The organism is Microbacterium sp. B35-04, from assembly GCF_010634885.1.
In the GTDB taxonomy this organism is placed as follows: domain Bacteria; phylum Actinomycetota; class Actinomycetes; order Actinomycetales; family Microbacteriaceae; genus Microbacterium.
On the sequence record NZ_MWLP01000131.1, the window covers coordinates 1 to 10,005 of the forward strand.

The 10,005-nt window shown below is 71.6% G+C and carries 9 protein-coding genes; all 9 read right to left on the reverse strand.

Annotation, left to right across the window (positions count from 1 at the left end):
• Nucleotides 1-118 precede the first annotated feature (118 nt).
• The 9 genes from B1729_RS19605 to B1729_RS19645 all read right to left on the reverse strand — a co-directional run bounded on the left by B1729_RS19605 (nt 119) and on the right by B1729_RS19645 (nt 9,900).
• Complete coding sequence (locus B1729_RS19605; RefSeq protein ID WP_163618088.1) at nt 119-715, reverse strand: ATP-dependent Clp protease proteolytic subunit; 597 nt, start codon at nt 713-715, stop codon at nt 119-121.
• Nucleotides 712-1,356 carry an ATP-dependent Clp protease proteolytic subunit gene (locus B1729_RS19610; protein WP_163618089.1) on the reverse strand — a complete coding sequence of 215 codons (645 nt, stop codon included), beginning with the start codon at nt 1,354-1,356 and terminating at the stop codon, nt 712-714. The genes B1729_RS19605 and B1729_RS19610 overlap by 4 nt, the downstream gene beginning before the upstream one ends.
• 127 nt (nt 1,357-1,483) lie before the next feature.
• A complete protein-coding gene (locus tag B1729_RS19615; RefSeq protein ID WP_163634497.1) occupies nt 1,484-2,065 on the reverse strand; it encodes a GNAT family N-acetyltransferase in 582 nt (193 codons plus the stop codon).
• A gap of 52 nt (nt 2,066-2,117) precedes the next feature.
• Nucleotides 2,118-3,545 (reverse strand): glycosyltransferase, encoded by a 1,428-nt coding sequence (locus B1729_RS19620; protein ID WP_163634499.1) that lies wholly within the window; start codon nt 3,543-3,545, stop codon nt 2,118-2,120.
• Nucleotides 3,546-3,642: 97 nt separating this feature from the next.
• On the reverse strand, nt 3,643-5,241 hold the full coding sequence (gene guaA / locus B1729_RS19625) for a glutamine-hydrolyzing GMP synthase (RefSeq protein ID WP_163634501.1): 1,599 nt from the start codon (nt 5,239-5,241) through the stop codon (nt 3,643-3,645).
• The gene (locus B1729_RS19630) at nt 5,238-5,759 is read right to left on the reverse strand and encodes a DUF3817 domain-containing protein (protein ID WP_163634503.1); all 522 of its coding nucleotides are present in this window, start codon (nt 5,757-5,759) and stop codon (nt 5,238-5,240) included. Before B1729_RS19630 ends, guaA begins: the two co-directional genes overlap by 4 nt.
• Nucleotides 5,760-5,843: 84 nt before the next feature.
• Nucleotides 5,844-6,662, reverse strand: coding sequence for an SURF1 family cytochrome oxidase biogenesis protein (locus B1729_RS19635; RefSeq protein ID WP_163634507.1), 819 nt, complete (start codon nt 6,660-6,662; stop codon nt 5,844-5,846).
• Between the two features lie 197 nt (nt 6,663-6,859).
• Entirely contained in the window at nt 6,860-7,978 is a 1,119-nt protein-coding gene (locus tag B1729_RS19640; protein WP_163618135.1) for a GuaB3 family IMP dehydrogenase-related protein, read from the reverse strand.
• A gap of 233 nt (nt 7,979-8,211) precedes the next feature.
• A complete protein-coding gene (locus B1729_RS19645; RefSeq protein WP_163634505.1) occupies nt 8,212-9,900 on the reverse strand; it encodes an ATP-binding cassette domain-containing protein in 1,689 nt (562 codons plus the stop codon).
• Between the last annotated feature and the right edge of the window lie 105 nt (nt 9,901-10,005).

The window sequence follows — 10,005 nt, forward strand, 5'->3', positions numbered from 1 at the left end:
CTCGCACCCCGGTCGTTGAGCGAGCGAGGAACGAGCGAGACGAAACGCGCCCGACGTCCGCGCGGACCCCGAGGCGTTTCGTCTCGCTTCGCTCGCTCAACGACCGGTTTCCTCTCGCTCAGCGGCCGGGAACCCGCTCCAGCACGTGGTCGGCGAGACCGTAGGCCACGGCATCCGTCGCGGTGAAGACGCGGTCCCGATCCGTGTCGGCGCGCAGCTTCGCGGCATCCTGCCCGGTGTGGCGCGCGAGGATCTCCTCCACCTCACCCCGCACCCGCACGAGTTCGTCGGCCTGGAGGATCAGGTCGGGGATCGCGCCCCGCCCCTGCCCGGCGGGCTGATGCAGCACGACGCGCGCGTGCGGCAGCACCGAGCGCTTGCCCGGCGCGCCGGCTGCCAGCATCACCGCACCCACGCCGATGGCCTGCCCGACGACCGTCGTCGCGACGTCGGGCCGCACGTGCTGCATCGTGTCGTAGACGGCCAGCATGGCGGCCGGGTCGCCGCCCTCGCAGTTGATGTAGAGCTGGATGTCGCGGTCCGGGCTGTCGGCGTCGAGGTGTAGCAACTGCGCGATCAGCGCGTTCGCGACGCCGGCGTCGATCCCGGTGCCGAGGTAGACGACGCGCTCGGTGAGCAGCTGCGAGTAGACGTCCATGATGCGATCGCCCCGCGGATGCTGCGCCACGACGTTCGGGATCGTGTACGAGGTCATGCCGCCACCTCCCTGGTCGCCGTGGCCTCTGCGCCGACGCCGAGACCCGCGGGCCGTCGCCGTCGCGGCACCACCTGCGCGAAGTCGTCGACGATCCCGTCGATGAAGCCGTAGTCGTGGGCCTCGGCCGCCGTGTACCACCGGTCGTGCAGAGAGTCCTCGAAGACGCGGTCGATGCTCTGCCCCGTGTCGTGAGCGATGAGGCCGAGCACGGTGTCGCGCATATGCCGTAGGTCGTCGGCCTGCACTTCCACCTCGACCGCCGACCCGCCGATGCCGGCGGATCCCTGATGCATGAGGATGCGCGCGTGCGGCAGTGCGCGGCGCTTGCCGCGGGCTCCCGCCGACAGCAGGAACTGCCCCGCGCTGCAGGCCAGCCCGAGCGCCAGGGTCGCGACGTCGTTGGGGATGAGGTTCATGACGTCGCGGATCGCGAGCATCGACGGCACCGAGCCGCCGGGCGAGTGGATCCAGAGGGCGATATCGGATGCCTCGTCCTCGGCTGCGAGCGCGAGCAGCTGCGTCGCGATCAGAGTGCCGTTGTCGTCGTCGAGCGGGCCGTCGAGCACGAGCACGCGCTGGTGGAACAGCTCGCGCCGTGCTTCAGCCCCGAACTGGGGGATCTTGCCTTCGTCTGCCATGCCCCCAGCCTGCGCGGATGCGGCGGGGGCGGCATCCGTTTCCGCTCCCGGCGGCTCTGCTCAGGGCGGAGCGCTTGCACCCCGATCTCGGGCCGGCTCCTAGCAGCGGTCCCGTTGCAGACGCCGCTCAGGCGAGCCGATGCATCAGCGTGCGCGCGGAGGGAAGCGCCGCGACCGCCGCGAAGCCGTGCCCGGCGAACATCGCGACGGTGCCGGTGGAGAACCCCGGTGGGAGTTCGCCGCCTCGCCTCGACGTGTCGATCGGGTACGCCTCGAACGCGGTCGCGCCGTGGCTCACGGCGTGCTCCAGGGCTGCCGACAGAAGTGCGGCACCGACTCCCCTGCGGCGTCGCGGAGGCGGCACGAGGATGCAGTAGATCGCCCACAAGCCCGGGTCGTCGGCCGCGTACAGGCTGTGAGCGCGCACGAGTCGGCTCGCCAGGACGTGCCGCACCCGCACGCGTGGCTCGACGCCGCACCAGCCCACCGCCGTGCCGCCCTCGAATGCGACGAGACCACGCGGCGGGTCCAGGGTGCGCACCTGCTCGCGCAGCAGATCGCGCCGGGACCCGCGCGTGGTGCGGCGCGCATCCGCGTTCTCGAGGATATGGAACTGGCACTGGCAGTTGCGCGACGAGGCATCGGCCCGCATGACGGTGTCGACGGCATCCCATCCCGCCTCCGTCGCAGCGACCACCCGCATCCCCATGGGCAGACCGTACTGCCGGCATCCGACACCGGCGAGCGTGTCGGAGCGCGGCTCAGCCTCTCGGGGTGCGGCGGGAGGGCTTCTCGACCGCGGCGCGGAGCGCGGCGATGAGCGCGGGACGCACGGTGTCGGGCGTGAACGCCGCGGCGGCGGCACGCGCCCGCGACGACAGCTCGGCACGGCGGGCGTCGTCCTGCAGCAGGCGGGTGATCGCGCCGGCGAACCCATCGACGTCGCCGGGTGCGACGAGCACGCCGGCGTCGCCGATCGCCTCGCGCGGGCCGTAACGGGCGTCGAACGACACGACAGGCAGCCCGCGCGCGAGCGCTTCGGCGATCGACAGCCCCTGCCCCTCGAACGCGGTCGACGTGACGAAGAGCGCCGCGCGGTCGAAGATCGCGTCGCGGTCGGCAGTAGCCCCGTGGAGGGTGACGGATGCCGCAAGCCCGAGGTCGGCGATGAGCGCTTGCAGCTCGTCCCGCAGCGGGCCCTCGCCATAGACGTCCAGCCGTGCGTCGGGGACGACGGCGACGACCCGCGCCCACGCGCGGATCGCGAGGTCGACGCGCTTCTGCGGCGCGAGCCGGTTGAGCATCACGACCTGGCGCGGATCGCGGGATGCCGCGTGCGGCGGCTCGGTGCCGAGCTCGATCGTGTTCGGCACGACGTGGAACGTGCCGGGGTCGCCGAACCGCGCCGCCACCTCGTCGCGCTGCGCCGCCGTCGGCCACAGCACGGCGTCGTAGCGGTCGACCGTCGAGAGCCAGCGCTGCCACATCCCCGTGGCGGGCGCGTCGGGGTCGTCGTACGGCGCCCGGAGGTGCGAATTGTGCACGGTGTGCACGAGACGCACGCGCGGGTCGTCCCAGTCGACCATGGCTTCGCCGATCTGCCGCGACTCGAAGATCACGACGAGCACCCGGTCGGGATCCCCGGCGGCGGCGCGCCGCTCGTCGGCGAGATGCGTCAGCCACGCGGCGTACAGGCTGCGGAACCCGCGCAGCACGCGGTCACCGCCCGGAGCGTGCACGATGATCGGCGCGTCGGAGAGGTGCCAGGTCGGGTCGTCGCGGAAGACGGGCAACGAGACGATGGGGCTGGCCCCGGCCGTGTCCTCCACCACGCGATACTCGATCCCGGTCGCCGCCTCGCCCGCCGGCTCGCCCGCCGCATCGCCCGCCGGCTCCCCCGCCGCGAAGAGCCACGACGGGTCGGCCACGATGTCGTCGAAGAGGTTGCGCGCCGAACCGGTGCTGTCCAGCCGGCCCGCGTCGACGAACGCCTGCCGCTGCGCGGCATGCACCTCCGGCGACGCCCCATCGACGCTCAGCTGCAGGGGATCGGGTGCGCCGGCGGATGCCAGCAGCCGCAACCGGGTCGGGACAGCGACCGCGAACCCGCCGTCCAGTCCCAGCGCCACGCGGCTGCCCACCAGCACGTAGTCAGCGTCGGGCAGGGTGTCGTCGGGGGCCGCAGTCACGCGTCCATCCTCCCGCAGGTCTCCGAGGCATCCGCACCCCGACAGCCCGGGGACGACAGCGGCGCCTCGGACCCGAAGGTCCGAGGCGCCGGCTGGATCACTCCCACTCGATGGTGCCCGGCGGCTTCGACGTGACATCGAGTACGACGCGGTTGACCTCGCGCACCTCGTTGGTGATGCGGTTCGAGATCTTCGACAGCACGTCGTAGGGCAGGCGCGTCCAGTCGGCGGTCATCGCGTCTTCGGACGACACCGGACGCAGCACGATCGGGTGGCCGTAGGTCCGTCCGTCGCCCTGCACGCCCACCGAGCGGACGTCGGCGAGCAGCACGACCGGGCACTGCCAGATCTCGCCGTCGAGGCCGGCCTTCGTCAGCTCTTCGCGCGCGATGGCGTCGGCATCGCGCAGAATCTCGAGGCGGTCAGCGGTGACCTCACCCACGATCCGGATGCCGAGGCCGGGGCCCGGAAACGGCTGGCGGGCGACGATCGCCTCCGGGAGGCCGAGCTCACGGCCGATGGCGCGCACCTCGTCCTTGAACAGCGTGCGCAGGGGCTCGACGAGCTCGAACTGCAGATCTTCGGGGAGGCCGCCGACGTTGTGGTGCGACTTGATGTTCGCGGTGCCGGTGCCGCCGCCGGACTCGACGACGTCGGGGTACAGCGTGCCCTGCACCAGGAAGCGGATGGGCTCGCCGTCGGCCGCGGCCTCGGCGACGAGCTCGCGCTCTGCGGCCTCGAACGAGCGGATGAACTCGCGGCCGATGATCTTGCGCTTCTGCTCGGGATCGCTGACGCCCTCCAGCGCGTTCAGGAACTGCTCGCGCGCGTCGATGGTGATGAGGCGCACACCCGTCGACGCGACGTAGTCGTTCTCGACCTGCTCGCGCTCGCCCTTCCGCAGCAGCCCGTGGTCGACGAAGATCGCGGTGAGCTGGTCGCCGACGGCCTCATGCACGAGCGCGGTCGAGACCGCGGAGTCGACGCCGCCCGAGAGTGCCGAGATCACGCGGCCGGATCCGACCTGCGCGCGGATGCGCTCGACCTGCTCGGCGATGACGTTGCCGCTGTTCCAGTCGGCGGCAAGGCCCGCCGCCTTGTGCAGGAAGTTCTCGATGACGTTCTGCCCGTAGTCGGAGTGCTTCACCTCGGGGTGCCACTGCACACCGTAGAAGCGGCGCTCGTCGCTGCCGAAGGCAGCGACCGGCGTCGCGCCGGTCGAGGCGAGGACCGCGAAGCCCTCCGGCGCCTTGGCCACCTGGTCGCCGTGGCTCATCCACACGTTCTGCTCCACCGGCTGACCGCCCAGCAGCACGCCGCCGTCACCCGTGACCGCGGCATCCGTCGCTCCGTACTCGCGGAGTCCCGTGTGCGCCACCTCGCCCCCGAGCGCCTGCGCCATCACCTGGAAGCCGTAGCAGATGCCGAGCGTCGGCACGCCGAGATCGAAGACGTCGGTGTCGAGCGCCGGGGCGCCCTCTTCGTAGACCGACGATGGACCGCCCGACAGGATGATGCCGACCGGGTTCTTCGCCGCGATGTCGGCGGCGCTCGCGGTGTGGGGCACGATCTCGCTGTAGACGCCCGCCTCGCGCACCCGTCGCGCGATGAGCTGCGCGTACTGGGCGCCGAAGTCGACGACGAGAACGGGGCGCTGGGAGGTCTCGGTCCCTGTTTCTGAAAAGCTCTGGGTCAACGCTTGTTCTCCGTCGGCATGGCGGGGGCGGGGGTCGGAAGTGAATCAGCAGCGGGCGAATGCTCGGAGCGCGAGTGCAATTCAGCGGCCTCGCGCTCGGTGAGGTAGGTCTTCACGTCGCGCGCGACGCGCGCCTCCATGAAGAACGACAGGAGCGGCACGATGCCACCCGCGGCGAGCATGGCCAGGCGCAGGAGGTTCCAGCGCATCAGGCTCCACACGCGGAAGCAGGAGATCAGGTAGACCACGTAGAACCAGCCGTGGGCGACGAGGATGCCGAGCGACAGGTTGAACCCGTCACCCGTGGACTCGAGGCCGGAGGCCGTCTCGACGACGGGCGCGAACCAGAGGAATCCGCCGGAGCCGCCCAGGAACAGCTCGTAGCCGAGCGCGTACTTGGCGATCATCTCGGCCACCAGCAGGAGCAGCATCGTGCCCGTGATGATGGAGCAGATCTGGTAGAACCTCAGGGCTCCGCGGATCGCCGGAAAGGAAGCGAGCTTCGGGGCGCGGGGCATGGCCCCCAGTCTACCCGCGGGACGGTGCTCGGATTCCGGGCTCCGGGCTGCACGCCGCCCTCCGTCGCGTCCCGGCGGACGGCCTCAGGATGCCGAAGGGTGCGGTTCGCCCTCCGACTCACGCCGGTCGTCCTCGAAGTCCTCGGTCTCCTTCTCCCAGGCATCCTTCGCGAGGCGGTACCAGAGGTAGAACGCGAAGCCCGCGAAGACAGCCCATTCGAGTGCGTAGAAGATGTTGAGCCAGTTGACACCCGATCCGTCCGCGGGCGCCGGCGACGAGATGGCATCGAGGCCGGCGAAGGCGTCTTCCGACGCCAGGTACGGGCGGTAGACGAAGAGCCCCTCGACGTCGTGCCACTGGCCGAGCAGGGCCGCCGGCGACATGCGCGTCAGGGTCTGCGGGTCGCTGCCGCGCGGCGGCAGCACGGGACCCTCGTCCGAGATGAGGCGGCCCGTCACCTCGACGGCGTCGGCTGAGGAGGAAGACACGGATGCCGCCTCCTCGAGTTCGTCGATCGCTGCACGGGCGTCGTCCTCGGTAGCGGCCCACCCGAGGGCGACGGCGAGGGAGGTCGGCCCGGATGTCTCAGTGCGGTCGGGGTCGAGGCGCAGCTGCCCGGTCACCCAGAAGCCCTCGACGCCGTCGTTGTACCGCGACTGCACGACGACGAAGTCGCCGGGCACCCAGCGGCCGGCCGTCTCCACCCGCTGGCCGACGAGAGGCTCGGGAAGGTACTCACCGGGCGCCGCGACGTCGGCGAGATCCTGGACCTCCTCCGTCGCACCGGGTGGCACCGGATTCGTCACCACCGCACGACCCAGCTGCCACTGCCCGAGCCAGGCGAACACACCCGCCACCACGAGGCAGAGCAGCAGCATCCCGATCCAGCGGGGTCGCAGCATCACCTCGCGGAGCGTGGGCGGGAATGCTTCGACAGGCACGTCTGCTTCCGGTCGTTGAGCGGAGGGTGCTCCAGCGCCCGCAGACGAAACGCGCCCGTCCGTCGGATGCCGCGGCACGGAGTCGTCGGTGCCACCGAGGCGTTTCGTCTCGCTCGTTCCTCGCTCGCTCAACGACCGCGGGTCGTCGTCGGGGTCACTCATCCCGCGGCGTACGGCGCGACGACGACCTCGACCCGCTGGAACTCCTTGAGGTCGGAGTATCCGGTCGTGGCCATCGACTTGCGCAGCGCCCCCATGAGGTTCGCGGTGCCGTCGGCGACCGGCGCCGGGCCGTAGAGGATCTCTTCGAGCGAGGCGACCTGGTCGACCTTCACGCGGCGGCCGCGGGGCAGCCGCGAGTGGTGCGCCTCGGGACCCCAGTGGAAGCCCTGGCCCGGGGCATCCGTCGCACGCGCCAGCGCCACTCCGAGCATGACGGCGTCGGCGCCCATCGCGATCGCCTTGACGATGTCGCCCGACGTGCCCACGCCGCCGTCGGCGATGACGTGCACGTACCGTCCGCCCGACTCGTCGAGGTAGTCGCGGCGCGCCCCGGCGACGTCGGCGACGGCGGTCGCCATCGGGGCGTGCAGGCCGAGGGTGACGCGGGTGGTGGATGCCGCGCCCCCGCCGAATCCGACGAGCACGCCTGCGGCACCGGTGCGCATGAGGTGCAGCGCCGCCGTGTACGTCGACGCGCCGCCGACGATCACCGGCACGTCGAGGTCGTAGATGAACTTCTTGAGGTTGAGAGGCTGGTCGACGCTCGACACGTGCTCGGCCGACACCGTCGTGCCGCGGATCACGAACAGGTCGACACCGGCGGCGACGACGGTCTCGTACAGCTCCTGCGTGCGCTGCGGGGTGAGCGCGCCCGCGACGGTGACGCCGGCGGCACGGATCTCGGCGAGGCGGTCGCGCACGAGCTCAGGCTTGATGGGCTCGGCGTAGAGCTCCTGCATGCGGCGGGTCGCGGCGGCCTTGTCGAGGCCGGCGATCTCGGCGAGGAGCGGCTCCGGGTCGTCGTAGCGCGTCCACAGGCCCTCGAGGTCGAGCACGCCGAGGCCGCCGAGCTGGCCGAGCATGATCGCGGTGCGCGGGCTCACGACGGAGTCCATGGGGGCGCCGAGCACCGGGATGTCGAAGCTGAACGCGTCGATCGTCCACGTCGTCGAGACGTCCTCAGGGTTGCGCGTGCGCCGCGACGGCACCACCGCGATGTCGTCGAACGTGTAGGCGCGACGCGCGCGCTTGGCCCGGCCGAGCTCGATGTCCATGCTCACCCGACCAGCCTACCGGGCGGTCTTCCCGCCGCCCGGCGCACCGGTCCCGGCCCGCCATGATCGCAGCTCCCCGCGCATCCGGTCGGCCCGAAGCGTTTCGTCTCGGTCGCTGGCGCTCCCTCGCTCAACGACCGAACTCAGACTCCCGGTCGTTGAGCGAGCGAGGAACGAGCGAGACGAAACGCGCCTGACGAGACGGATGCCGCGGGCCACGGCATCCATATCCCTCAGCGCGCCCGCGCGACGCGCGTCTCGTCCCAGACCGGTTCGTCCGACTCGAAGACCCGCCCGTCGGAGCCGAACACCAAAAAGCGGTCGAAGGACTTCGCGAGCCACCGGTCGTGCGTGACGGCGAGGACGGTGCCCTCGAAGCGGGCGAGGGCGTCCTGCAGCGCCTCGGCCGAGACGAGGTCGAGGTTGTCGGTCGGCTCATCGAGCAGCAGCAGGGTCGCGCCCGAGAGCTCGAGCAACAGGATCTGGAACCGCGCCTGCTGGCCGCCCGACAGGCTGTCGAACGTCTGCTCCGCCTGGGCCACGAGGCCGTAGCGATCGAGCGCGCTGCTGGCGGCCTCACGCGGCAGGCCGCTGCGCGCGTCCTCGCCGCGGTGCAGGATGTCGAGCAGCGTCTTGCCGTCGAATTCGGGATGGCGGTGGGTCTGCGCGAACCACCCCGGCACGACGCGCGCGCCGAGGATCGCCCGCCCGGTGTGCGCGACGGCATCCAGCGCCGCGCCGGTCGTCGTGAGGTGTCCGAGCCGGCCGTCCGGGTCGGTGCCGCCACGCGCGAGCAGCCGGAGGAAGTGCGACTTGCCCGAGCCGTTGGAACCCAGCACCGCGACCCGGTCGCCGAACCACACCTCGAGGTCGAACGGCTTCATCAGCCCGGTGAGCTCCAGCTGCTCGGCGACGACCGCCCGCCGCCCGGTACGCGCACCGCGGAGGCGCACGTCGAGGTCCTGCTCCCGCGGGCGCTCCTGCGGCGGGCCGGCCTCCTCGAACTTGCGCAGGCGCGTCTGGGCGGCCCGGTAGCGCGAGGTGAACGTGTCGTTCGCCGTGGCCTTCACCTTGAGGGCGGCGACCAGCTCCTTGAGCTTCACGTGCTGCTCGTCCCACCGCCGCCGCAGTTCGTCGAGGCGCGCCATCCGGTCGTCCCGTGCCCGGTGATAGCTTCCGAACCCGCCACCGTGCACCCACGCGGTGCTGCCCGCGCCGCCGACCTCGAGCGTCACGATGCGGTCGGCGGCGCGGGCCAGCAGCTCGCGGTCGTGCGACACCAGCAGCACGGTCTTCGGCGTCTCGCGCAGGCGCTCCTCGAGCCACCGCTTGCCGGGGACGTCGAGGTAGTTGTCGGGCTCGTCGAGGAGCAGCACCTGGTCGGGCCCGCGCAGCAGGGCTTCGAGCGCGAGCCGCTTCTGCTCGCCGCCTGACAGCGTCGTGAGCTCGCGGAACCGGGCGCGCGAGAACGGGATGCCGAGAGCCGCCGTCGTGCACGTGTCCCAGACGGTCTCGTACTCGTAGCCGCCCGCCTCGGCGTAGTCCGCCAGGGCTCCGGCGTACCGCATCTGCGTGTCGAGGTCGTCGCGTTCGATGATGGCCGCCTCGGCGTCTTCGAGTTCACGAGCGGCGCGACGCACGCGGTCTGGTGCGACAGCGATGAGGAGGTCGTGGACGGTCTGCCCGGCACCGCCGTGGCCGACGAACTGGTCCATCACGCCCAGCCCGCCGTCGATCGCGACGACGCCCGAGAGCGCCGGGACCTCGTCGCGGATGATCCGCAGCAGCGTCGTCTTGCCGGCGCCGTTCTGCCCGATGAGCGCGGTCGTCGACCCCTCGCCGACGCGGAACGAGACCTCGTCCAGCAGCGGCCGCCCATCCGGCAGCGCATACGAGACGGCGGCGATGTCGATGTACCCCACGGTGTATCCCTGTCTGCTCCGGTTGCGGCATCCGTCGCCGACGGGGAGCCGACCAGACTATCTCAGACCGGACACTCTCGCCGTCGCGCCGCGTTTCGTCTCGCT